Origin of the sequence: Demequina oxidasica, from assembly GCF_000975115.1 — a bacterium.
GTDB classification, from domain to species: Bacteria; Actinomycetota; Actinomycetes; order Actinomycetales; family Demequinaceae; genus Demequina; species Demequina oxidasica.
The window spans coordinates 153,536-176,548 of sequence record NZ_BBRE01000002.1; the positions used below are offsets into that span (position 1 = coordinate 153,536).

Annotated in this window: 23 protein-coding genes; 20 read left to right on the forward strand and 3 right to left on the reverse strand. The window is 66.7% G+C overall.

Translation table 11 applies throughout. The features are described from left to right. The first annotated feature begins 22 nt into the window (after positions 1-22). The 20 genes from AOP77_RS07710 to AOP77_RS07805 all read left to right on the forward strand — a co-directional run bounded on the left by AOP77_RS07710 (position 23) and on the right by AOP77_RS07805 (position 20,552). On the forward strand, positions 23-628 hold the full coding sequence (locus tag AOP77_RS07710) for a DoxX family protein (protein ID WP_062211895.1): 606 nt from the start codon (positions 23-25) through the stop codon (positions 626-628). 109 nt (positions 629-737) lie between these two features. Beyond that, positions 738-1,433, forward strand: a complete 696-nt coding sequence (locus tag AOP77_RS07715; protein WP_160300067.1) for a copper resistance CopC family protein — start codon at positions 738-740, stop codon at positions 1,431-1,433. Between the two features lie 34 nt (positions 1,434-1,467). Beyond that, positions 1,468-2,385, forward strand: a complete 918-nt coding sequence (hemC, locus tag AOP77_RS07720; RefSeq protein ID WP_062211901.1) for a hydroxymethylbilane synthase — start codon at positions 1,468-1,470, stop codon at positions 2,383-2,385. Further along, entirely contained in the window at positions 2,382-3,200 is an 819-nt protein-coding gene (locus tag AOP77_RS07725) for a uroporphyrinogen-III synthase (protein WP_084622457.1), read from the forward strand. Before hemC ends, AOP77_RS07725 begins: the two co-directional genes overlap by 4 nt. After that, positions 3,197-4,183: a porphobilinogen synthase gene (gene hemB, locus AOP77_RS07730; RefSeq protein ID WP_062211907.1), complete on the forward strand. Its 987-nt coding sequence runs from the start codon at positions 3,197-3,199 to the stop codon at positions 4,181-4,183. Before AOP77_RS07725 ends, hemB begins: the two co-directional genes overlap by 4 nt. 10 nt (positions 4,184-4,193) lie before the next feature. Then, the gene (locus tag AOP77_RS07735; RefSeq protein ID WP_062211910.1) at positions 4,194-5,528 is read left to right on the forward strand and encodes a glutamate-1-semialdehyde 2,1-aminomutase; all 1,335 of its coding nucleotides are present in this window, start codon (positions 4,194-4,196) and stop codon (positions 5,526-5,528) included. A gap of 184 nt (positions 5,529-5,712) precedes the next feature. Beyond that, entirely contained in the window at positions 5,713-7,113 is a 1,401-nt protein-coding gene (locus AOP77_RS07740) for an MFS transporter (RefSeq protein ID WP_062211912.1), read from the forward strand. A gap of 3 nt (positions 7,114-7,116) precedes the next feature. After that, positions 7,117-9,336 carry a molybdopterin oxidoreductase family protein gene (locus AOP77_RS07745; RefSeq protein WP_062211915.1) on the forward strand — a complete coding sequence of 740 codons (2,220 nt, stop codon included), beginning with the start codon at positions 7,117-7,119 and terminating at the stop codon, positions 9,334-9,336. Beyond that, on the forward strand, positions 9,336-10,898 hold the full coding sequence (locus AOP77_RS07750; RefSeq protein ID WP_062211918.1) for an FAD-dependent oxidoreductase: 1,563 nt from the start codon (positions 9,336-9,338) through the stop codon (positions 10,896-10,898). Before AOP77_RS07745 ends, AOP77_RS07750 begins: the two co-directional genes overlap by 1 nt. A 3-nt stretch (positions 10,899-10,901) precedes the next feature. Beyond that, positions 10,902-13,493 (forward strand): nitrite reductase large subunit NirB, encoded by a 2,592-nt coding sequence (gene nirB, locus AOP77_RS07755; RefSeq protein WP_062211922.1) that lies wholly within the window; start codon positions 10,902-10,904, stop codon positions 13,491-13,493. Continuing rightward, complete coding sequence (gene nirD / locus AOP77_RS07760) at positions 13,490-13,879, forward strand: nitrite reductase small subunit NirD (protein ID WP_062211925.1); 390 nt, start codon at positions 13,490-13,492, stop codon at positions 13,877-13,879. The genes nirB and nirD overlap by 4 nt, the downstream gene beginning before the upstream one ends. Next, complete coding sequence (gene cobA, locus AOP77_RS07765; RefSeq protein ID WP_062211928.1) at positions 13,876-15,093, forward strand: uroporphyrinogen-III C-methyltransferase; 1,218 nt, start codon at positions 13,876-13,878, stop codon at positions 15,091-15,093. Before nirD ends, cobA begins: the two co-directional genes overlap by 4 nt. 17 nt (positions 15,094-15,110) lie before the next feature. Next, positions 15,111-16,217 carry a uroporphyrinogen-III synthase gene (locus AOP77_RS07770; RefSeq protein ID WP_062211930.1) on the forward strand — a complete coding sequence of 369 codons (1,107 nt, stop codon included), beginning with the start codon at positions 15,111-15,113 and terminating at the stop codon, positions 16,215-16,217. Further along, complete coding sequence (locus AOP77_RS07775) at positions 16,214-16,945, forward strand: sirohydrochlorin chelatase (RefSeq protein ID WP_062211933.1); 732 nt, start codon at positions 16,214-16,216, stop codon at positions 16,943-16,945. The genes AOP77_RS07770 and AOP77_RS07775 overlap by 4 nt, the downstream gene beginning before the upstream one ends. Continuing rightward, positions 16,935-17,723, forward strand: coding sequence for a HesA/MoeB/ThiF family protein (locus tag AOP77_RS07780; RefSeq protein ID WP_062211935.1), 789 nt, complete (start codon positions 16,935-16,937; stop codon positions 17,721-17,723). Before AOP77_RS07775 ends, AOP77_RS07780 begins: the two co-directional genes overlap by 11 nt. Beyond that, positions 17,716-18,951, forward strand: coding sequence for a molybdopterin molybdotransferase MoeA (locus tag AOP77_RS07785; RefSeq protein ID WP_062211938.1), 1,236 nt, complete (start codon positions 17,716-17,718; stop codon positions 18,949-18,951). Before AOP77_RS07780 ends, AOP77_RS07785 begins: the two co-directional genes overlap by 8 nt. Positions 18,952-18,965: 14 nt before the next feature. Next, a complete protein-coding gene (gene moaC / locus AOP77_RS07790; RefSeq protein ID WP_269078423.1) occupies positions 18,966-19,439 on the forward strand; it encodes a cyclic pyranopterin monophosphate synthase MoaC in 474 nt (157 codons plus the stop codon). Next, entirely contained in the window at positions 19,436-20,056 is a 621-nt protein-coding gene (gene mobA / locus AOP77_RS07795; protein ID WP_062211944.1) for a molybdenum cofactor guanylyltransferase, read from the forward strand. Before moaC ends, mobA begins: the two co-directional genes overlap by 4 nt. After that, positions 20,053-20,316: a DUF6457 domain-containing protein gene (locus AOP77_RS12450; RefSeq protein WP_062211947.1), complete on the forward strand. Its 264-nt coding sequence runs from the start codon at positions 20,053-20,055 to the stop codon at positions 20,314-20,316. Before mobA ends, AOP77_RS12450 begins: the two co-directional genes overlap by 4 nt. Further along, positions 20,316-20,552 (forward strand): MoaD/ThiS family protein, encoded by a 237-nt coding sequence (locus AOP77_RS07805; RefSeq protein ID WP_062211951.1) that lies wholly within the window; start codon positions 20,316-20,318, stop codon positions 20,550-20,552. Before AOP77_RS12450 ends, AOP77_RS07805 begins: the two co-directional genes overlap by 1 nt. A gap of 19 nt (positions 20,553-20,571) precedes the next feature. Here AOP77_RS07805 and AOP77_RS07810 read toward each other — a convergent pair whose 3' ends face one another. From AOP77_RS07810 to AOP77_RS07820, 3 genes are read right to left on the reverse strand one after another with little or no spacing between them, the layout of a single operon-like run. Further along, complete coding sequence (locus AOP77_RS07810; RefSeq protein ID WP_062211954.1) at positions 20,572-21,084, reverse strand: GNAT family N-acetyltransferase; 513 nt, start codon at positions 21,082-21,084, stop codon at positions 20,572-20,574. Between the two features lie 8 nt (positions 21,085-21,092). Continuing rightward, complete coding sequence (locus tag AOP77_RS07815) at positions 21,093-22,169, reverse strand: sulfate/molybdate ABC transporter ATP-binding protein (protein ID WP_084622460.1); 1,077 nt, start codon at positions 22,167-22,169, stop codon at positions 21,093-21,095. Further along, positions 22,166-22,963, reverse strand: coding sequence for an ABC transporter permease (locus tag AOP77_RS07820; RefSeq protein ID WP_062211960.1), 798 nt, complete (start codon positions 22,961-22,963; stop codon positions 22,166-22,168). The genes AOP77_RS07815 and AOP77_RS07820 overlap by 4 nt, the downstream gene beginning before the upstream one ends. Positions 22,964-23,013 lie beyond the last annotated feature (50 nt).

Below are 23,013 nucleotides of genomic sequence, written 5' to 3' on the forward strand. Positions count from 1 at the left end.
ACTTGCGAACGGGGACATCGTGATGACGAACGACACAATGAGGACGGACAATACGCCGGAGCCAACCGTCTCGGACCGAAAGGTAGCGGTCGCGGGTCGCGGTGGCTGGCCCTTTCTTAGTTTGTTGCGCATCGCAGTGGGCTTCATTTTTTTCTGGGCCTTCATCGACAAACTCTTCGGGCTGGGTTTCTCCACCTGTCGCGACGGCGATACGGGCACCATCACAGTGGGATGCGACTCCGCGTGGATTAACGGTGCACGAATCACCGAGGGCTACCTAGGTAGCTCATCCGGACCTTTCGCGGACTTCTTCGTGAACCTCGGCACTCAGGCGTGGACAGACTGGCCGTTCATGCTCGGCCTTGCCGGCATCGGACTCGCCCTCATGCTGGGCATTGGTACCAGGATCGCCATGTGGGCGGGAATCGCGATGCTGAGCATGATGTACATCTCACACAGTTGGCCGAACCAGGGCGGCAACACCACCAACCCGTTCGTCGATGAACACATCATCGAAATCCTCGCGATCGTTGCGTGCGTCCAACTGGAGCTCGCGCGTCAATCCATTGGCCTCGGCACGTGGTGGCGAGGAATGGGAGTCGTTCAGAAGAACCGCTGGCTCATCTAGCCGCGTTCTTCGGGCGGGGTCCTGCGCGCAACTTGTGCCGCGGGCCCCGCCTTTGCCGTGGCTGGAAAGGTGGAGGTGGCCACGCGTGTGAGATGGGAGAATGGGCCGCATGAGTCGTGCCTTCCTTACTCCTATGAAAATTGTCGCGCTTGCCGTCCTGTCGGGCCTCGCGCTAGCCATAGCCCCCGCTGCAAATGCTCACACGTCATTGATTAGCGAGACTCCTGCTGATGGTGATGTGCTGACGGAATTGACCGACGTTCAGTTGGAGTTTTCCGAGGAACTGTTGGACATCGGCAACTCTGTGACGCTGACCGACTCCGACGGGGTAACTGTTGACCTCGTCATTGATCTTTCGGTGCCTCGGATCCTCACCGCACCGCTACCAGCTGACCTGGCCGCGGGCGACTATGACGTGGACTGGCGCGTAGTGGCGAACGACGGCCACCCCCTCGAGGACACCATCTCTTTCACCTTTGCACCTGACTCCGTTCCGAGCGCGAGCCCTTCCCCATTGGCTCCCTTGCCCGAGTCGGCATCCCCTGAGCCGAGCGAGAGCTCGGTTGCAGCGCCGAGCCAGATCTCCGCACCCTCCCCGAGCCTAATCTCCGAGCCCTCGGCAAGCGCCGTTCCCATCAGCGCCACAGTTGACGAGGATTCTGGGACTTCGGTGTGGTGGTGGATCATCGGTATCGGCCTACTTGTCGGCATCGTGGTGGGTGTAGTTGTGTGGCGCACCGGGTCGCGCAAGCCGAGCGCGACGGATGTTGCCCAGCCCGACGGCGGGGACACCTCGCAGCCGTGACCGCGCAGTCGAGCATTGTGGGACGCTAGTGAACATGAAACTTCGCCTCGGTACGCGCGCCTCGACCCTCGCGACTACCCAGTCGGGAATGGTCGCGGACGACATCGTCTCGCGTGCCGCCGCACAAGGTATTGACGTCAGTGTCGAGTTAATCGAGATCTCGACCAAGGGCGACCGCACGCAGGGCTCGCTGGTAGGGCTCAGTGAGGTAGGGGTGTTCGTCAACGCGCTCCGCGATGCGTTGCTTAATGACGAATGCGACCTGATCGTGCACTCCCTCAAAGACATGCCCGTGGGAGCACACCCAGAGCTCAACATGGTGGCCGTGACGGAGCGTGAGGATGTGCGCGACGCGCTGTGCGCCGACGGTCGGACCCTCGCGGATTTGCCCGATGGTGCCCGAGTCGGCACCAGCTCGCCGCGTCGAGCGGCACAAGTCAGGGCGCTACGTCCCGATCTGCAGGTGGCAGACTTGCGCGGCAACGTTGACTCTCGGTTGGGCCGTGTGGGAAACGACTTTGACGCGGTGATCTTGGCCGCGGCCGGGCTTGCCAGGTTGGGCCGGTCCGATGAAGTCTCCGAGTTCTTCGACGTCACCCAGATGGTTCCGGCCCCTGGTCAAGGAGCGTTGGGCGTAGAAATTCGCAATGACGCCCCAGAAGAACTGGTGAACCTTGTAGGGGCAATCGATCACACTCAGACCCGCGCCGCGGTGACGGCCGAGCGCGCGACGCTCGGGATCCTCGATGCAGGATGTTCGGCACCCGTGGCCGCTCACGCCACCGTCGAGGGCTCGACACTGAAACTCAACGCTCGTGTCACGAACCTCGCGGGCACGTTGGTGCTCAACGAGATTGACACCGGTGAGTCTGCGCGTGCCGAATCCATCGGCAAGTCTGCTGGCTGGGCGCTGATGGGTAGAGGTGCCGCGCGGCTGATGGGTCGCTCGTGAGCATCTTGCGGGGTGCGCGCGTACTGGTGCCGGTCACCGCGCGGCGCAGAGCCCTCGCAGACAGGCTGAGTGATGCTGGGGTGCAGGTGGATGCGGTGGAGTTCATCGCCATCGCACCCTCGTCGACTCCCGCGGAACTCGCCATCGCTACGGCCAAATGGTGCTCGGGCCAATACGACTGGATGGCAGTCACGAGCCGCAACGCGGTGACAGCAATGGCTGAACTCGCCGCCACCGCGGGTACCTCGCTGGGGGAGCCGCAGCCCGGCGCGAAGGTTGCGACGGTGGGGGACTCCACCGTAGGGGTGTGCGTGGAGGTCGGACTTAACGTGGCGTTACTGCCCTCAGGCAAGGCGACCGCGGCAGGAATCGTCGCGGAAATGCCGGACGGCCCCGGACGTGTGCTCGCGCCGCTAGGAAATCTGGCGTCGTCAATATTGACCCGGGGCTTAGAAAGTAAGGGATGGACCGTCGACGCGGTTGAGGCCTACCGGACTGTTGACGGACCCGGGATGGGTCCCCAGACCGCCGCCGCGCTTCGAGACGGCAGCGTCGATGCGGTGTTGCTTACCTCGGGCTCTGTCGCGGAACGCTTCGCCGCGCAGTGTCCCGACGTCGCTCTCACGACCCGCCTCGTAGCCATTGGCGCCACCACAGCAGCCTCTGCCGCCGCTGCGGGCCTGAGCGTGACCACGGTGGCCGACACGCCGTCGTACGACGGCATCGTCGACGCACTCGTCGACGCGCTCGCTGACGAACACAGCGTGACGACTCAGGGTTTATCAATTTCCCACGACTCCGCGGAGGACTTATGACCGACATCGGACCCCAGCGCCGGCCTCGCAGGCTGCGAGTCTCCACCGCCATGCGCAAGCTGGTGCGGGAGACCAGGCCCAGCGCCGATGCGCTCGTGCTACCCATCTTTGTCCACGAATCCGTCACCGAGCCGCAGCCCATCACCTCGCTGCCTGGCGTGAGTCACCACACCCTAAATTCGCTGACCGCCCTCGTGGAGGAGGCGGCACAGGCGAGCATCGGCGGAGTTATGCTGTTCGCGATACCTGCCAAGCGGGACGCCACTGGATCTGCAGGAGCGGACCCAGACGGCATATTGAATCGAGCAATCGAACGTGCCGTAGCGGCGGCCAACGGGAGGCTCGTCGTGATGGCAGACCTATGCCTAGATGAATTCACGGACCACGGCCACTGCGGCCTCCTTGACCCACACGGGAACGTCGACAATGATGCGACGCTCGGCGCGTACGGAGACATGGCTCTCGCGCAGGCCCGTGCGGGCGCACACGTGCTGGGGCTCAGCGGCATGATGGACGGTCAGGTGGCCTACATTCGGGCGGTGCTCGACGATGCGGGCCTGACCGATACCTCGCTGCTCGCCTACGCGGCCAAGTACGCATCCGCGTTCTACGGACCCTTCCGCGAGGCCGTGCAGAGCGAGCTCGACGGAGACCGTAAGACCTATCAGATGGATCCCGGTAACGGGCGCGAGGGAATCCTCGAAGCGGAAATCGACGAGGCCGAAGGCGCAGACATCGTGATGGTGAAGCCTGCGCTGCCGTACCTCGACGTTCTCGCCGAGGTCGCCGCTGCCTCCCGGGTCCCGGTAGCCGCGTATCACGTGTCCGGAGAATACGCCCAGATCGAGGCCGCCGCCGAGCGCGGCTGGCTGGATCGCCGCGCTGCTCACCTCGAGGCGTTGACCTCTATGGTGCGCGCCGGATCCGACATCGTCGTCACCTACGCGGCGCTGGACCTTGCCGCGTGGCTCAAAGAAAGTTAAGGACCCCTTGATGACTCACGCTTCTGACGCTGCAACCTTTGACGCGGACGCCTTCGCGGCGCGCGCCGCGGACATCACTCCCGGAGGAGTGAACTCGCCGGTGCGCGCGTGGAACGGAGTGGGGGGCCACCCTGTGCCGATCGCCTCTGCCCTGGGTGCACACGTCACGGACGCGGACGGTCAGACCTATGTGGACATGGTGTGTTCGTGGGGCGCGGCGATCGTCGGTCACGCACATCCGCAGGTGGTCGAGGCAGTACAGCGGGCCGCGGCCAAGGGGCTGAGCTTTGGTGCGTCTACCGAGGCTGAGATTGAGCTCGCGGAGACCATCCGTGCGCGCTACGCCCCTGCCCAGCGGGTGCGATTGGTCAGCACCGGCACCGAGGCGACCATGACTGCGGTTCGCTTGGCGCGCGGCGCGACGGGCCGCGACTTGATCGTGAAATTCGCGGGCTGTTACCACGGCCACTCCGACGGTCTGCTCGTCGCCGCGGGATCCGGGCTCGCCACCTCCGGCGTGCCCGACAGCGGTGGGGTGACGGCGGCCATTGCCGCCCAGACCATCGTCCTGCCCTACGGAGACGATGCTGCGCTCACCGACGCGTTCGCCGAGCACGGGGCGCGCATCGCCGCGGTCATCACTGAGGCCGCGCCCTCCAATATGGGTGTCGTCACGCCCCCTCTCGGGTTCAATGAGCTGATCGCCTCGCTGTGCCGCAACGAGGGTGCGGTCTTCATCCTCGATGAGGTGCTCACCGGCTTCCGTGCTGGACCCGCCGGGTACTGGGGCGTGGAGCGCGACGCGGCCCTCGCGCGCGGCAACGAGCCGTGGGTTCCGGACTTAGTCACGTTCGGCAAAGTCATTGGCGGGGGACTGCCCGTGGCCGCGCTCGCGGGACGCACTGACCTGATGGAACAACTCGCGCCGCTTGGTAGCGTCTACCAAGCCGGAACCCTGTCCGGAAACCCGGTGGCCGTGGCATCGGGCATCGCGACCATGTCGCTCCTCGACGAGGGCTTCTATGGGCGGCTCGCGTCACATTCCGACGCCCTTGTCGCTAATGTTTCGGGCGCGCTTTCCGGTGCAAACATGCCTCACGCCGTTGGTCGGGCGGGCACCTTGGCTTCGTTCTTCTTGGGTCTGGACACCCCGCCTACCACCTTCGACCAGGCCGCGGTGCAGGACCAGGACGCCTACGCGGAACTGTTCCACTCGCTGCGCAATAGTGGGATTTACCTGCCACCTTCCTCATTCGAGGCATGGTTCCTGTCCGGCGCTCACACGCTCGCAGACATCGACCGTGTCGCTGACGCTGTCGCAACATGGGCGGTCACCCGGCCTTAGTCGCAGGCGCCGCCCTTCGCCTTCTTTCTCACAGTCGCCTCGCGCCAGGGGTGAGAGAAAAGTTTCCCTCGCTTTACATGCGGGGGTACCTCCCGTAACACCCCCTCCCTAGATTTTGTGGTGTCCGACACTGACGTTGACGTCGGTCAGACGTCTCCGCAGTCAACTCAGGGGGAGGGGACACATGGCAATCAACGACACCACCGACACCCGCCAGGTAGAGCCAGGAATCATCGGCAAGGGCCGCTGGATTGAGCGCTGGGAACCCGAGAACGACGTTTTTTGGGAGGCCAAGGGTAAGGCCATTGCCTTCCGCAACCTCTGGTATTCGATCCTCGCCGAGCACATCGGCTTTTCCGTCTGGCTGCTGTGGAGCATCGTCGTCGTCAAGATGTACGGCACGTTCGACTCCAATGGAGTCCTCCTCGAGGCCGGCACTGGCGGCTGGGCTCTCACCCCGGGTGAGGGGCTTACCCTGCTCGCCGTGGCATCGGGCGTGGGTGCCTTCCTGCGCGTCCCGTACACGTTCGCCGTACCGATCTTTGGCGGCCGCAACTGGACCGTCATCTCCGCGCTGCTGCTGCTCATTCCTACGCTCGGGATGGCTTGGGTGCTCGGCAAGCCCGACACCTCGTTCGGGGTGCTGCTCGCAATCGCCGCGACGGCAGGCCTCGGTGGCGGAAACTTCGCCTCCTCGATGGCAAACATCTCGTTCTTCTACCCAGACAAGGAGAAGGGCTGGGCGCTCGGCCTGAACGCGGCCGGCGGCAACATTGGTGTCGCGGTCGCCCAGAAGTTGGTTCCGCTCGCGATTGGTATTAGTGCTATCGGCCTACCTGCCGCCGGTCTGCTGTACGCGCCCCTCGCGGTCGCCGCAGCCATCCTGTCGTTTATCTTCATGGACAACCTGCGCGAGGCCAAGGCCGACCCCAAGCCCACTGCGCGGTCGCTCACCCACGGTCACACCTGGCTCATGGCGTTCCTGTACATCGGCACCTTCGGGTCTTTCATTGGTTACTCCGCCGCCTTCCCCACCTTGCTCAAGGTGGTCTTTGATCGCGGCGACATCGCGCTGTCATGGGGATTCCTTGGCGCCCTCATCGGCTCTCTATCCCGCCCCTACGGCGGCAAGCTCGCGGATAAGTTTGGCGGTTCCATCATCACCGTGGTGGCCTTTCTGGTCATGGCAGCGGGCGGCTACCTTGCGGTGCTTGGCGTGCAGCAGGAGAACCTGTTCCTGTTCTTCCTCAGTTTCATCCTGCTCTTTGCCTTCACCGGGATAGGCAACGGCTCCACCTACCGCATGATCCCGTCCATCTTCAACCGCCTACGCGACCAGGACGGGGATGGTTCAGAAGAGACGGTCCTCGAGTACAAGCGACAGTCTGCCGGAGCGGTGGGCATCATCTCCGCGATCGGCGCCTTTGGTGGGTTCGCGATTCCCTTTGTCTACAAGTGGTCGCAGGCGACATTCGATGGCTCGATCGTCCCGGCTCTGCAAATCTACATCGGGGTATTCATCTTCATGGCTGTCCTGACGTGGGTGTTCTTCCTCCGCGGCGGCGCACGGATGCAGAACGTGTGATGTATGACTGACTCTCAGGTAGCGACCGGATCGCCGGCGGCAATCGCCGGCGGTTCGGTCGCGAGCCACTGCCCGTACTGCGCGCTGCAATGCGCGCAGACGCTGACGCCCACTCCGGCCGGCTCAATGCCGCTCCAGGTGACGGGCCGTGACTTTCCCACCAACCGCGGCGGCATGTGCCAAAAGGGATGGACCTCCGCCGAGGTGCTTCGTGCGAGCGACCGCATCACCGAGCCGATGATTCGCACCGCGGACGGCGGGTTTCGCTCGGCCGGTTGGGACGAGGCTCTCGACCTGGTGAGCTCACGACTTTCTGAGATTCAGACGCAGCATGGCAAGGACAAGATCGCCATTTTTGGCGGCGGAGGCCTGACCAACGAGAAGGCCTACGCGCTAGGCAAGTTTGCCCGCGTCGTGCTGCAGACCCCGTTCATCGACTACAACGGCCGGTTCTGCATGTCATCGGCCGCAGCGGCGTCGAACCGGGCATTCGGTATGGACCGCGGGCTCGGCTTCCCCCTCGCGGACCTGGGTGGCGCCGATGCGGTCTTTGTCTTGGGCTCGAACATGGGCGTGACGATGCCGCCATTCGTGCAGCACTTGGCCGGCTGCCGCGAGCGCGGCGGCCTAGTCGTGGTGGATCCGCGGGAGACCGTGACCGCCAAACTGACGCGCGACGGGGCCGGGGTGCACCTCGCCCCCGTGCCCGGCAGCGACATGGTCGTGTTGCTCGCGCTGACCCACATCGTGTTTGCGGAGGGGCTGGCTGACCTGTTTTACCTGGAGTCCCGCGCGCAGGGCTGGGAGGCAATCCGCCGCTCGGTCGCCCAGTGGTGGCCCGAGCGCGCGGAGGCCGTGTGCGGGATCCCCGCCGATGAACTCCGCCGCGTGGCCCGATTGCTGGCCGCGGCAGCACCCGTGCACGGTGGAGGCGGCGCCTACGTACTGACCGGGCGTGGGGTCGAGCAGATGTCGCAGGGGACAGCCTGCGTGACGGCCGCGATCAACCTCGCGCTGACGCTAGGGTTGGTGGGCGTAGAGGGATCCGGCTTTGGTCCGGTTACGGGTCAGGGCAATGGTCAGGGCGGTCGCGAGCACGGCCAGAAGGCAGACCAGCTTCCCGGGTACCGCATGATCACCGATCCCGCCGCCCGCGAGTACGTCGCCGGCGTGTGGGGCGTCCCCGCCGACCACCTGCCCGGAGCGGGAATCCCGGCGGTGCCGATGCTCAAGGCCCTGGGCACCGAGGAGGGCGCCCGAGCGCTGCTGGTACACGGCTCCAACGTGGTGGTGTCGGCACCAAACTCCGGAGAGATCATCGACGCCCTAGGGCGGCTCGACTTCCTCGTGGTGAGCGACCTGGTGCCCTCCGAAACGGCGATGCTCGCCGACGTGATTCTGCCCGTCACGCAGTGGGCTGAAGAAGACGGCACCATGACCAACCTCGAAGGCCGTGTCATCAGGCGTCGCAAGGCAGTCGAAGCGCCCGGCGAGGCTCGCTCGGAGTTGTGGATCCTGCGCGAGCTCGCCGCACGCCTGGGCTACTCCACCGGGTTCGCCGATGATGCTGAGGAGGTGTTCGCGGAACTCGCACTTGCCTCCAAGGGCGGCACCGCCGACTACAGTGGCATCACGTATCCAATGCTGGACGGTGAGGGCGTGCAGTGGCCCTGCCCGGCGACGGGTGAGGGCACGGCGACATCAGGACCGGCGTCGCCTGGATCCTCGGCATGGGGAACGCCGCGCGTGTTCCTTGACCGCTTCAACACCCCCGATGGCCGCGCCCGCATGGTCGTGGTCGACCATCACGCACCCGCGGACGACGTGCGCGAGGACGCCCCGACATACCTGGTCACCGGGCGAGTCCTGCAGCACTATCAGTCCGGCGCCCAGACCCGCCGAGTCGAGGAGCTTGTGGCAGCGCAGCCCGAGCCCTTCGTCGAGGTGCATCCGTTGTTCGCGGAACGCATGGGCCTGGTGGCAGGGGAGTTCGCAACGCTGACCACCACGCGCGGCCAGGCCGTTGCCCGCGTCCGCGTGACCGCAGACATCCGTCCCGACACGGTCTTTATGCCTTTCCACTGGGCCGGAACGGGCAGCGCAAACCTGCTCACGAACGACGTCACCGACCCCATCTCCGGAATGCCGGAGTTCAAGGTCACCGCGGTCGCCGTCGCCCCAGCCGCCGCGATGGCACCAATCCCGGAAGGAGCATCCGCCTGATGAGAGTTCTGTTGATTGGTTACGGCATGGTGGGCTCCCGGTTCGCCGATGATCTGGTGGCCCGACGTCCCGACGCACGCGTCACCGTACTGGGCAAGGAGGACGCCGCACCCTACAACCGTGTGTTGCTGTCCAGCGTCGTGGCGGGCAAGTCTGACGCCTCCATGCTGACGTTGCCGACGGAGGCGCACCCGCGCATTGATGTGAGGCAGGGCGTCAGGGCCTTGTCGGTCAACAGAGGCGAGCGCACAGTCACCGACAGCACAGGAGAGGTTCACCTTTACGACCGACTGGTCTTCGCCACCGGCTCCGCGGCACGGATCCCCAACATTCACGGCATCGCCACGGACCTAGGGCTGGTGCCCGGGGTGTCGGTCCTCAAGGATCTGGCCGACGCCGAGCAGATCGTCGCCCAGATTCCGCGTGCCCGCCGAGCGATAGTGCTGGGTGCCGGTGTGCTCGGCCTTGAGGTCGCGACCGGTCTGGCCGGCCGCGGACTGTCTGTCACTCTCGTTCACCATCACGGCAGGTTGATGGAGCGCCAGCTAGGTGACGCGGCCTCGAACGTCGCGGAGGGCTCCCTCGGGCGCCTGGGGGTGAGCGTCATCACCGACGCGTCGGTCACGCGGATCACCGAGCGCCGAGGTGTCCTCACCGCGGTGGAGCTCAGCAACGGCACCGAGATCTTGGCTGACATGCTGATCATGTGTGCTGGCACCATTACCGAGTCGGCCCTCGCGCGCAACGCCGGCCTGCCGTGCGACCGCGGCATCCTGGTCGGCGACGACCTTGCCTCGCCGGTTGACCCCAAGGTCTTCGCCATCGGTGACTGCGCGCAGCCGCCCGCGGGTGGAACGGGCCTGGTCGCCCAGGGCTGGGACCAGGCCGCGCGCCTGGTCAATGCCTGGTCGGTGAACGCCGACTCGCAGCCGGTGGTCGCCCCTCAGCGCCGCGGTTCCAAGGGCGCCGACGAGATGGACACGGACTTGACCAATGTGGTTCGCGTCAAGGCGCCCGGCCTGGACGTCGTGACCATGGGGTTGTCGGGCAAGTTCGATCACGGCGCGCGCGAACTGCGAGCCGTGCGCATGAGCGACCCCAGCATCGGCCGCTTTGTGGAAGTGGTGGTTTCTCACGGGCTCCTCGTCGGTGCCACCGTCGTGGGAGACAAGGTGGCCGCCGCCGAGCTCAGTGCGATGTATACCCGCATGATCCCGGTTCCCAGCGACCCGGCACACCTGATCATCCGTCCACTCGCGGGCGCGGTCACCACCGCGGCGACCTCCGTCGAGGACATGGGTGACGACCACCCCGTCTGCCAGTGCAACTCCGTCAGCAAGGGCGCGATTGTCGCGGCTGTACACGACGGCTGTACTACGACCGACGACATAGCGCGTGCAACTCGGGCCTCGACGGGCTGCGGCGACTGCCGCTCGCTCGTGGGAGACATCATTCGCACCTGCGCCGTAGCGGACCTCGCCGAAGTATCGACAGAATCACGCCCCGCGGACCAGTTCGCGGCCACCAAAGTCCCCGCACTCGCGGGGCGGACGAAGGGATGACCCATGAGTGCAGCATCTAACCCCACCAGCCCCAAGCAGATTGTGGTCGTGGGCGGCGGCATGGTCGCTCACCGTTTCACCGAGGCGATGCGGGCTCGCGACACCGACGGCGAGTTCGCGGTGACCGTGCTCGCTGAGGAGCCGCGGCGTCCGTACGATCGGGTCGCGCTGACGAGTTACTTCACCGGCCGTCACCCCGAGGACCTGGAGTTGGGTGACCGCGACTTGTGGGACCACCCGCTCGTCACGCTGCACCGCGACGCGCGCGTCGTAGAGGTTGACCGCGAACTGCGCACCGTCACCGACAAGCACGGCAAGACGTACCCGTACGACCACCTGGTCATGGCCACGGGGTCCTACGCCTGGACGCCCCCCACTGAGGGTGCGGACCTGCCCGGCGTGTTTGTCTACCGGACCATTGACGACGTTGCCGCACTGCGCATCTATGTCGAGGAGCGTGCCAAGGAGGAGGGGCGCCCCGTCCGCGGCGCCGTCATCGGGGGAGGTCTGTTGGGTCTCGAGGCGGCCGGAGCGTTGCAGGAGCTCGGCGCGAGCAGCACGGTGATCCAGTTCAACGACCGCCTCATGAACCTGCAGGTGGACGTGGGCGGTGGCGCCGCCCTCGGCCGCCTGGTCGAGAACCTTGGCGTGACCGTCAAGGTCAACACTGCGACACAGTCCATCAAGCCCAACAAGACTGGCCGCGTGGGCCGCCTGGTCTTTGCCGATGGAGGGGAACAGTTGGCGGACGTCGTGGTCTTCGCGACAGGAGTGCGGCCGCGCGATGAGCTCGGGCGCGAGGCCGGCTTGCAGATTGGCGAGCGCGGGGGAATTGTGGTGGACGACGCCTGTCTTACCAGCGATGCTGCGATCAGCGCGATCGGCGAGGTCGCCTGCATCCAGGGCGCCTGCATCGGCCTGATCGCCCCTGGTAACACCATGGCGGAGATCGCCGTGGACCGTCTCTTGGGCGGCACCTCAGAGTTCCCCGGCGCGGACACCGCCGCAAAGCTCAAACTACTCGGCGTGGACGTCGCGTCTTTTGGGGACGCGCACGGAACCACGCCAGGAGCGCTCGAGCTGGTGTACGCAGACCCGGTCGCCGGCGTCTACAAGAAGCTCGTGCTCACCGATGACGCGCGCACCCTGCTGGGGGGCGTCCTGGTGGGGGATGCATCGTCCTACGCGTCACTGCGCCCCATGGTCGGCAGCGAACTGGGTGGCGACCCCGCCGGCTGGCTCCTGCCCGAGGGAGCGATCGAGCGCCCCAACGTCGAGCTGCCCGATGCCGCGAACGTCTGCTCGTGCAATAACGTCACCGCTGGCACTATCCGCGGCGCCGTCACCGAGCACGAGTGCACCGACATTGCGGCGGTCAAGGCCTGCACCAAAGCCGGCACCTCGTGTGGATCCTGCTTGCCGCTCGTCAAGAAGCTCGTTGGCTCCGAGCTCGAGAAGGCTGGCATCGAGATCTCCAACGCCCTGTGTGAACACTTCGAGTTCTCCCGTGCGCAACTGTTCGACGCCATTCAAGTCAGCGAATTGCGAACGTTCTCCGAGATTATTGAGCGCTTTGGCAAGGGTCGCGGCTGCGACGTCTGCAAGCCCACTATCGGCTCAGTTCTCGCCTCACTGCACAACGAACACGTGCTCGCGCAGGACCGTGCGGCATTGCAGGACACCAACGACCGCGTTATGGCGAACATGCAGAAGGACGGCACGTACTCCGTCGTGCCGCGCGTGCCAGGTGGCGAGATCCTGCCCGAGCACCTGATTCTCATTGGCCAGATCGCCAAGGACTACGGGCTGTACACCAAAATCACCGGCGGTCAGCGTCTCGATTTATTTGGCGCCCGCCTTGAGCAGTTGCCGGAGATCTGGACGCGACTGGTCGAGGCGGGTATGGAGTCCGGCCAGGCGTATGGCAAGTCGCTGCGCACCGTGAAGTCCTGCGTCGGTTCGACCTGGTGCCGCTACGGGGTTCAGGATTCGACCACGATGGCAATCGCGCTAGAGCTGCGGTACCGGGGCTTGCGTAGCCCGCACAAGCTCAAGATGGGGGTCTCCGGGTGCGCGCGCGAGTGTGCCGAGGCACGGGGCAAGGACGTGGGCATCATCGCGACGGACAACGGCTGGAACGTCTACGTCGGGGGCAACGGCGGGTTTACCCCGGTGCACGCGCAGTTACTGGTCGAGGATGTCGACGACGATATGGTGTTCAAGGTCATCGACCGGTACCTGATGTTCTATATCCGTACCGCGGACCGACTACAGCGCACGGCGCCTTGGCAGCAGGACTACGAGGGTGGCCTGGACGCCATTCGCGAGATCGTGGTGAACGACTCGCTGGGAATCTGCGCGGATTTGGACGCTCACATGGAGCGCCACGTCGACACCTACGAGGACGAGTGGGCTGCGGTGTTGCGCGACCCGGAGCGCCTGCGTCAGTTCAGCTCGTTCATTAACGCCCCCGAGACGCCGGATCCCACCCTCGCCTACATGCCGGAACGTGGCCAGCGCCGCCCGGCCACGGCTGAGGAACGCGAGAACTCGCCCGTGCTCATCGCTTCGCCCACCCTGGAGGTTCGCTCATGACCACTCTTCACGCTTCCGATCAAAGAATTGAGACTCGGGTGCGGGTGTGCCACATGGATCAGCTGACGCCCGAGCTTGGGGTTGCGGCCCTCGTGGGCGATACTCAGGTCGCACTGTTCCTGCTGAGCGACGGCCGACTGTTCGCCGTGCAGAATTTTGACCCCTTTTCCAACGCGTCGGTGATGTCGAGGGGCATCACCGGCTCCAAGGGTGATATCCCCACCATCGCGTCGCCCATCTACAAGCAAGTGTTTTCGCTTGCTACAGGGCAATGCCTGGCGACTATGGACAAAGATCCTCAGGAGGGCAACCCCGCCGACTTGGTGACATACCCCGTCACCCAGGACAATGGCCAGGTGTACATCGACCTGGCTGGTGGCGAGTGACCTCACTTTTTGGACTTGATCTGCGTGGCAAGCGCGTAGTGGTGGCGGGCGGCGGCGCCGTCGCTACCCGTCGCTTGCGTCGATTCCTTTCGGAGGGCGCCGACATCATCGTCATCGCTCCTGAGGTGACTGACGACATTGCGCGCCTGGCCAGCCACCACGATATCGAGTGGCACCGACGCGCTTGTGAAGTGGACGACCTCGAGGGTGCCTGGTTTGCGCTGCTGGCGACCAATGACGACGAGGTCAATGCGTTCTTAGCTGTGAAGGCAGCAGAGCGCCGGGTGTGGGCCATTAACGCGTCGGATGCCTCGCTCGGCACTGCGCGCGCCGCCGCCACCTCGATTCACGGCGACCTCGCCATCGGTGTCGTGTCCCTCGACGCGCCCGACCCCGTCCGAGTGCGCGCGGTACGCGACGCAATCGCCGCGGTCGTCGACGGCGGCGACGTGGACCTGCGGCGTCGACGCCCAGGTGCCGGGCGGGTCATCCTGGTTGGCTCTGGGCCGGGGGACGCCGGGCTGCTGACCATCCGCGGTCGCCAGGCACTCTCCGAAGCCGATGTGGTGGTCACCGACCGACTGGGATCCTCAGCGATCCTGTCCTCGCTTCCGTATGACGTTGAGGTGGTCAACGTTGGCAAGTCGCCGGACAATCACCCCGTGCCGCAGGCCGAGATCAACCGCATCTTGGTTGAGCGGGCGCTCGCCGGCAAGACCGTCGTCAGGCTCAAGGGTGGCGACCCGTTCGTGTTCGGTCGCGGTGGCGAGGAGGTCAACGCATGCCTGAGTGCCGGCGTGGACTACGAGGTGGTGCCAGGGGTGACGTCCGCGTTGTCCGTGCCCGCCTCGGTGGGTATCCCCGTGACTCAACGCGGCGTGGCTACCTCCGTGTTGGTGACCACCGGTCACGCGGGAGCTGACCCCGCGGCCATCGCGTCCATGCTCGCTGGCGCCACCGTCGTCGTGCTGATGGGCGTCTCCGCGCTACCCGCCATCGCCGAATCCGCCATTGCCGCAGGAGTCGACGAGGACACCCCGGTCGCCGTCGTCGAGAGTGGGACCACCGCCCACGAGCGTGTGACGAGAGGTCCGCTGGTGGACATTGCCCGAATCGCCTCCGAAACAGGCGTGAAACCTCCGGCAGTTATCGTCATCGGAGAGGTGGCACGACCCGGCCTATTGGCGTCGTTCGTGGCCGCCACCCCAAAGTAGAGGAGCGAGGCGTGACTATGGTTGGCGAACCGCTCGCGGGATGCGTCATGGTCATCACGGCCGACCGTCGCAAACGGGAACTCGCGTCCGCGCTCGAGCGCCGGGGCGCCACCGTCCAACACGCCGCCGCGCTGAGCACCATCCCGCACCTGGATGACGAGCGACTCATCGCGGACACGCGTGCGGTCATTGCTCACCCGCCCCACGTGGTGGTGGCGACTACCGGCATCGGCTTCCGGGGCTGGATTGAGGCGGCCGATGCAGCAGGCCTCGCAGACGACCTGCTGGCTTGCCTTCGCGGCGCGCGGCTGGTGGCCCGCGGCCCCAAGGCGCGCGGTGCGATACAGGCTGCCGGGCTGGAGTCCGACTGGGTTGCGGAGAGCGAGACTGCGGCCGAGCTGCGCGACTACCTGCTGGCGGAGGGCGTGAACGGACTGCGCATCGCCGTGCAGCATCACGGCAACGGCTCCGATGGCCTCGATGAGGCGTTTACCAGCGCCGGTGCCGAGGTGCAGAGTCTGCTGATCTACGGCTGGGGACCACCGGTAGAGCCCGCCGTGCACCGAAAATGGGTTCAGCGGGCCGCGGCTGGAGGCGCCGATGCGGTGTTGTTCACCTCCGCGCCGGGAGCGCACGAGTGGCTCGCCACCGCGCGCGAGCTTGGCGTTGTCGAGGAGGTCAAGCGTCGCAGTGCGGAGGGCTCACTCGTGATGGCGGCCGTGGGCCCCGTGACGGCACGTCCGCTCGAGGACGCCGGCATCAAGACCTGTTATCCGGAACGGTGGCGACTTGGCGCGCTGATCCGCGAGCTCGTGCGCCACTATGCCGAAGACTCCGTGGGGCAACACACCGCCGGCGGCATGCTCGTGATGCGCGCCACCACGGCGGTGCTTGACGGGCGTGTGCTGCCCCTGACTCCCACCGGTCTGGAGATTCTGCGCGCGCTCGCCGCCGCCAAGGGAAACGTGCTGACCCGAGACGAGCTCGCCGAACTCCTTCCTGGCGCTCAGGCGGGCCCCCACGCCGTCGAGGCGGCTATCAACCGTCTGCGCGAGAACGCCGGCGCCAAGGGCCTCGTCCGTACGGTGGTGAAGCGCGGTTACGCGTTGGGAGTGACCTCGTGAACGCCGATGCTGCAGCCGAGTCGGCCGGGACGTCGCGTCCCGTCCTGATTGGCTGTGCGCACGGCACCCGCCAGCCCGCCGGTCAGCAGGTAATCCTGGACCTGCTCGACGCAGTCCGTGACCACTTAAGCGTGGACGTCCGCGAAGCCTACGTCGACGTACAGGATCCCAAGGTCGACCAGGTGGTCGACGGCATCCCGGTAGTGGACGAGGGCTCCGGCCCCGTCGCTGTGGTGGTTCCGCTGCTTCTTGCCGGTGGGTATCACGTGTACGTAGACGTCGCCAAGGCGACGGAGGGCCGTGACGACGTGGTTGCCGCGCCCGCGCTCGGCCCCGACGAGCGGCTGATCGACATTGTGCTCGAGCGTGTCGCGGAGGCTGGGATCCCCGACACGGCAACGCTAATCTTGGCCGCTGCGGGATCTTCGGATCCGCGCTCGCAGGCGGATACCGAGGTGGCTGCGGACATGCTGCGGACACACTGGGGTGGACCCGTGCGCATCGGCTACGCCGCGGGTATCAAGCCCAGCGTCGCGGATGCCGTCGAGGCGGCCCGCGCGAACGGCGAGGAAATGGAGGTGGCCGTCGCATCGTTCCTGTTGTCGCCGGGTTTCTTCCAGGGGCGCATCGAGGCTGCGGGTGCGGATCACTTCACCGCACCTCTCGCGCCCCACCCCCTCCTGCTCGACATCGTCGCCGACCGGTATCGTGATGCGAGTGGAGCTTGATGGAGACACCCCAACCGGCCCGGAGATAGATCCGTACGTGCGTCAGCGCACGCTCGCTGGCTTTGGTGACGAGGGCCAACGTGCGCTTGCAGGTGCGGCGGTGGCGATTGTTGGCGTGGGCGGACTCGGATGCCCCGCGGCGCTGTACTTAGCCGCGGCCGGCGTGGGTCGCATTACCCTGATCGACTCGGACACAGTCTCGGTGACGAATCTTCACCGCCAGGTTCTGTTTGGCCCCGACGACGTGGGGGAGCGCAAAGTGGACGCCGCCGCACGCAGGCTTTCCGCCATCGCCCCGGGCTGCGACGTCACCGTCATGCCACTACGCCTGACCGCTGCCAATGCTGAGGACACGCTCGCGGGCCACGACGTCGTGGTCGACGCCACGGATACCTTCAACGCTCGCCTGCTAATAGACGATGCGGCGGCGAGCCTGGGAGTTCCCGTCGCCTGGGGCGCGGTGCAGGGCTGGCACGGACAGGTGACCGCGTTTGGTGCGAGCGTGCGGTTACGGGATGCGTTCCCCGTGGAGCCCGAGCTCGACCTCGACGTGTGCGACAGTGGGCCAGTGATGGGCACGGTGTGCGGCCAGGTGGCGACGGCGATGGCCACCGAGGCGATCAAGATTGCCAGTGGCGCCGGCACCACGTTGGAGGGTCGCATCGAGGTACTCGACGGCCGGACGGGGCGGTGGCGCTCCCTTGCGGTGCGTAGTTCCGGCGCGTCTGCCAGCGAGTCCGCCGGGGCGACGCCGAGCAGCGGAGGCGCGCGTGCGTAGCGTCGCCGATCACGTCGCCGTCGCAACTGCGCTGGTCTCCGCCTTGCCCGCCGAGGACGTCTCGCTCAGTGACGCCCTGGGGCGCGTGCTCGCCTCCCCAGCGACCTCTCGGACCGACAATCCGCCCTTCGACAACTCCGCCATGGATGGCTACGCGGTGCGTCGGGACGAAGTGGCGTCGGCGTCCGAGTCAGCCCCTGTCGCCATGACCATTTCCGCGGATATCCCCGCGGGGTCGGGTATGCCCGAGCCTTTGGCTCCCGGCACCGTCGCGCGCATCATGACGGGGGCGCCGGTGCCCGAGGGTGCCGATTCGATTGTGCCCGTAGAGCACACGGACTCGTTCGCCGGCGTAGGCGGGCTCAGCGCTCACACCGGAGTCAACGTCGCTGGAACCTCCGTTTCCATCACCGTCGCGCCCCCACTGGACGCTCACATGCGTCGCCGCGGCGAGGACGTGAGCGCGGGCGACGAGGTGCTCGCCGTTGGCACGCGGCTCGGCCCGTGGCAGATGGCCGCCGCGGCCAGTGCGGGCGTGGCGAGGATGAGCGTCGCGCGGCGCCCGCGCGTCGCGGTGCTCGCCACCGGCGACGAACTCACGGACCCCGGCCAGCCGCTGTCCCACGGAAGTATCTACGACTCCAACGGCACGCTCATGGCGACCCTTGCATCGGCCGCGGGGGCAGTGGTGACCGTCTTGCCGCGAGCGGGAGACGACCCCGCCGCGCTGGTAGGAGTGCTGGCCACAGCATCGGCGGATCTCATTGTGACGTCCGGCGGAGTGAGCGTGGGCGCGTACGACGTGGTGAAGGCGGCGCTGGCGGGCCGCGGGGTCGACTTTGCGCCGGTCGCGATGCAGCCGGGCAAGCCGCAGGGGCTGGGAGTTCTGGACGGTACGCCGATCGTGTGCCTGCCAGGCAACCCAGTCTCGGTCGCGGTGTCCTTCGCGGTCATCGTCGCGCCGATGCTGCGCGCCATGGTGGGCGAGCCTGAGCCGGAGGCCGCGTACGCCGTCGCCGCGACGGGGTGGCGTTCGCCCCCGGGCCGGCAGCAGTATGTGCCGGTGCGGATTCACTCCAATGGCACCGTGGAGCCCGCGACCACTGGCGGATCGCGCTCGCACCTGGCCGCGTCGTTGGCGCTTGGTCAGGCGTTTGCCGTGGTGCCGGCAAAAACTGACGAGGTGTTTGCGGGCGATACCGTGGGACTTATGAGGAGCACATGGTGATGGGGGAGAACACGGTGACCGAATTCACACATCTGGACAGCGAGGGCCATGCGCGCATGGTCGACGTGACCGCCAAGCAGCCCACCATACGCAGCGCCACCGCGCGCGGCTTCGTGGAGTGCGCCCCACACGTGGTGGCCGCGCTGCGGGACGGATCGGTGCCCAAGGGCGACGTGCTCGCGGTGGCGCGCATCGCTGGCATTGCTGGGGCCAAGAAGACTCCTGACCTGTTGCCGCTGGCTCACGTGATCGGCGTGCACGGCGTCGTGGTGGACCTGTCGGTGACCGATGAGGGCGTCGCGATCGTGGCGACCGCGCGCACGGCGGACCGCACCGGTGTGGAGATGGAGGCGCTCACGGCTGTTTCCGTCGCCGCGCTCAACGTGGTGGACATGGTCAAGGGCCTGGACAAGGGCACGGCCATCAGCCGCGTCGAGCTCGTGGCGAAGACCGGAGGCAAGTCCGGCGACTGGAGGCGTGGCGCGTGAGTGTCGCGGCGATAGTGCTGGCGGGCGGAGACGCGCGACGGCTTGGCGGCGCGTCCAAGCCGGATCTGATTGTGGGCGACGACACCCTGTTGGATCTCGCGCTAGCCGCCTGTGAGGTGGGCGAGGCACAGCCCGTGGTGGTGGTGGGGCCGGCCGCGTTGTCGCGCGACGGGGTGATCGTGATGCGCGAGGATCCACCGGGTGGCGGACCGGCGGCGGGACTGGCTGCGGGATTGGCGGCGATTGCCGAGCAAAATGCTGACGACTTTGGCGCCGAGGACCTGATCCTCGCACTCGCGTGCGACATGCCCAACGCCGCCGATGCCGTGCCCGAGTTACTCCAGGCGGCGGCCGCGCGCGAGAGCGACGGCGCCTGGCTGGTGGACGACATGGGTTACTCGCAGCCGCTGCTGGCGGTGTATCGCGCGCGTGCGTTCGCCGCGGCCGTGCAGTCGGTGGCCGAGCTCACCGGATCGTCGATGAAGCACCTGACCGCGGAGCTGGACATGACGCCCGTCCTTGGATTTCACCACGCCAGTGATGACGTCGATACTTGGCAGGACGCGGACCGTTGGGGCGCGCGGCCGTGGCCCGGTCCTATCGGGGAGGAATCATGACAACACCGGCACAACTCGAATCCTGGGTGGCGGCGCTGTGCGTCGAGCTCCAGATAGACCTCGACGAGGTAGACATTCAGGGCTTGCTCGATGTTGCCCGCGACGCCGCCCACTCGGTCACGCGTCCTGCGGCACCGCTGGCCACCTTCCTGATCGGCTACGCCGCGGCACAACACGGCGGGGGAGCCGATGCCGTGGCTGAGGCGTCTCGCAAGGCCAGCGACCTCGCGCAGACCTGGACCGAGGAGATGCCCGGCTGATGGTGACGGTTCGATTATTTGCGGCCGCCGCCGAGGCGGCCGGCACCGAGGAGGTTCGTGTACCCGCAGGGACCGTCGAGGACATCGGTGCGGGGCTCATCGCCGCGAGCGGGGATGACCTCGCGCGGGTGTGGCGTCAGTGTGCGCTGATGGTTGATGGACGCCGGGTTGCAGCAGGCGAACTGGTCGCCGCCGGGTCGACGTTGGACGTGCTGCCGCCCTTCGCCGGCGGGTAGAGGGGTACCGGACCTACGGTCAGAGCTTGACGACGCAGTCGTTCAGCACCAGTACGCCTGCGCCCACCGAAGGGTCTGTGACAGTCCCGGCCAGCGAAAACCCTGCCTTGCGGCACACCGCATTCGACGCCGCGTTGTCCACCCGGGGATACGCGTGCAGCACTCCGCCCTCGCCGCGCTCCCGCAACGAATGGATCAGCGCCAGGGTGGCAGCGGGTGCGATCCCGCGCCCGCGAGACTCGGGCTCAATCGACCAGCCGCATTCCAGCGTGCGAATCGCACGATCTGACTGGACCCACCAGCCCACCATCCCCACGCCCTCGGGGTGTCCCGGAATGGTCACGCGGAACTGCTGGCCGCTGCCATCGACCGGAAGCCGCAGGTAGCGCTCGTGGCGTTTGACGACCGCAGCATCGTCCTCCACGCCCCCCATTTGGTCCATGAGTTCTGGCCTGTTGGCGCGGCGCAGAAGGTCGAGGTCGGATTCCGAATAGGGGTGCAGTTCGACGACGGTTGGGTCGATGGTTGCCATGTGTTGAGTCAATCACTTGTGGGTGACATGGCGTTGGAGTAAATAGTCGCCCCAACGGGATCAACTCGCAACGTGACGAGGTCGCCGCGTGCGAGCGCGGTGTCCCGAGCGGCATCCAGGTCGATATCCGCGATAAGTCCGCCCGCCCAGACCCGCAGTACCTCGGCGTGTGTCTCAACGTTCGTGACAGGCGCGGTGATCGTGTTCGAGTCGCCTCCAGGAGCACCGGCGTGCCTGCTGAGCAACTCCACCGCGGCGGGACGTGCGGTGAGAAGTGCATCTGTGCCCACCGCCGCATCGTCCGCGAGCATTCCGCGCACGACAGCGCCATCGGGCAGTTCAAGGCCGGCGTCGGTCCGCACGCCGCGGATCAGTCCGCGCCCCGCCATGCGTGCGGTGAAGGGGTGCTGCGGTCGCGTGAGCACGTCCCGCGTGGGACCACTCTCGACGATTCGCCCATCGTGCATCACCGCAATGTCGTCCGCGAGCATCGAGGCGTCCACCACGTCGTGAGTCGCGAAGATCGCAGTACGGTCGCGCAGCACGTCTGCGAGCACGGCACGAATCTTGACTGCGGCGTCTACGTCCAGTGCCGCCAGCGGCTCGTCAAGGAGCAGCAATTCGGGTTGAGCTGCGAGCGCTCTCGCTATCGCAACCCGCTGCGCCTGCCCGCCGGATAACGCGCCCGGTCGTGACTGCGCCACGCTCTCGGCGTCAACGGCGGCCAACCACTCCAACGCCTCGCGCCGGGCCTCGGTCCTGGACACACCTCGTGCACGCGCGGGGAACGCGACGTTGTCGAGCGCGCTCAGGTGAGGAAACAGCATCGGCTCCTGGCCGAGGAGGCCCACCAGCCGCTCGTCTGGACGTGGCCAGTGTGAGTTGCCGGGGGAGACATCGAAGAGTTCCTCGTCTCCCAACGTTGTGCGCCCGGAGTCGGGCCGCAGGACGCCGGCAATGGCACCCAGCAGTGACGACTTGCCCGAGCCATTCGGGCCGAGTAGCGCGAGCGTGCGGCCGGATTTAACGCTCACGGCGGCGTCGAGCCCGCGCTCCTCGAGGGTCACTGATGCCTGGAGTCTCATTTCACGCGCCTGCTTCCAGGGTGGCGGTAAGCGAACCCCACGATGACGAGCGCGACGACAATGAGCAGCAGCGACAGCGCCACCGCAGCATCGGGGTCCACCTCGCGCTGGAGATAGATCTCCAACGGCACGGTTCGCGTCACGCCTTCGAGGCTGCCCGCGAAGGTGATGGTCGCACCGAACTCGCCGAGTGCTCGCGCGAAACACAAAACCGTGCCGGCGACGAGCGCGGGCCACATCAGCGGCAGCGTCACGTGCCTAAAGGTGTAGCCGCGTCGCGCGCCCAGCGTGGAGGCGACGGCTTCGTAGGTCGAACCCTGTGCGCGCAGCGCGGATTCGAGCGTCAGCACCATGAAGGGCAACGCAACGAAGGTCTGCGCGAGCACCACCGCTGTAGTTGAGAAGGCGATGTCCAGCCCCAGGAGGTTTAGCGTCCCGCCCAGCAGGCCGCGCCTGCCGAATGCGTAGAGCAGTGCGAGGCCACCCACGACCGGGGGCAGCACTAGCGGCACCAGCACCAGCGTGCGTGCCAGTGCTTTGAGCGGGAACTCGACCCGGGCGAGCACTACTGCCATGGGCACGCCCAGGAGAACACAAAGCGCTGTGGCGGCGACCGACGTGCGCAACGACAACGCCAGCGCCGCGACCGCGCTGGGCGAGGTGACCAGGGAGCCAACGTTTGCCCAGTCCACCCGCGTGGCCATCGCGATGAGAGGCATTAGCACCAGCAGCGCGCCCACGACTGCGATGGGCGGTAGCCATGTGGGAACGTAGCCCGAGGTCCGGCCGCGCACACTTGGCTGTGGCGTTCTCCGAGCACCGCGCGGTGACCGTGCCTGAACCT